We start from the raw sequence: 698 nt of genomic DNA on the forward strand, positions 1-698 counted from the left end.
GTGCAAGAGTTCCAATCTTAATAACAGAATTGTAATTTTCTTTAATATGTGCTATGGCCGGAAATATATCCGTCCTCTTTATCAGCACTCTTTCCGGCATATCTTTTTTTTGTAACACTCTTACAATTTCTATCACAAGCATTAAAAGCATATATTTAACCATGTCCCGGTACATATAATCTTTACTTTGAAACTCACCGATGATACCTTTAATGAGGAATTGAATTTTACGTATATCCATGTCCGGGGTTAACAGCTTTCCCTGCTTTTCAATAGTATATCGCATATTCTCTCTCAATATTTCATCATCCGGATATATCTCATTCAAAAATTCATATATGTCGAAATATATCCATTCAAAATATGCCTTTTTACCAAATGTATTCGTAGTATGTAATTCCGATTGTGGAATGATTGACACACATCCCGCATAAAAAGGAATTTCCCGCTCTCCCAGAATCATCTCCCCTTCGCCTTCATGACATATCCCTACTTCATAATAATTATGAAAATGCAGCCGTTCCTTTCCTTCACCATATTCTTTATTCCATATTGACCCCATCAACGGAAGTACAACCTCATCTTTGGGTATAACATAATATCGGAATTCTACGTTTTTCTTCACACTCATAGTAATACTTTCTCTCCTCTGTATGACAATCTTCCCAGACTAATTTTGAGTCTAATCAGCCATTATA

General features: G+C 35.0%; 1 protein-coding gene. It reads right to left on the reverse strand.

Annotated features, from left to right (window positions below; translation table 11 throughout):
• Positions 1-631: AraC family ligand binding domain-containing protein (locus JQM82_RS15955; RefSeq protein WP_235251403.1), on the reverse strand; the 631-nt coding region annotated here is incomplete at its 3' end.
• Positions 632-698: the final 67 nt, after the last annotated feature.

This window comes from Faecalicatena contorta, assembly GCF_021531995.1.
GTDB lineage: Bacteria > Bacillota > Clostridia > Lachnospirales > Lachnospiraceae > Dorea_A > Dorea_A contorta_A.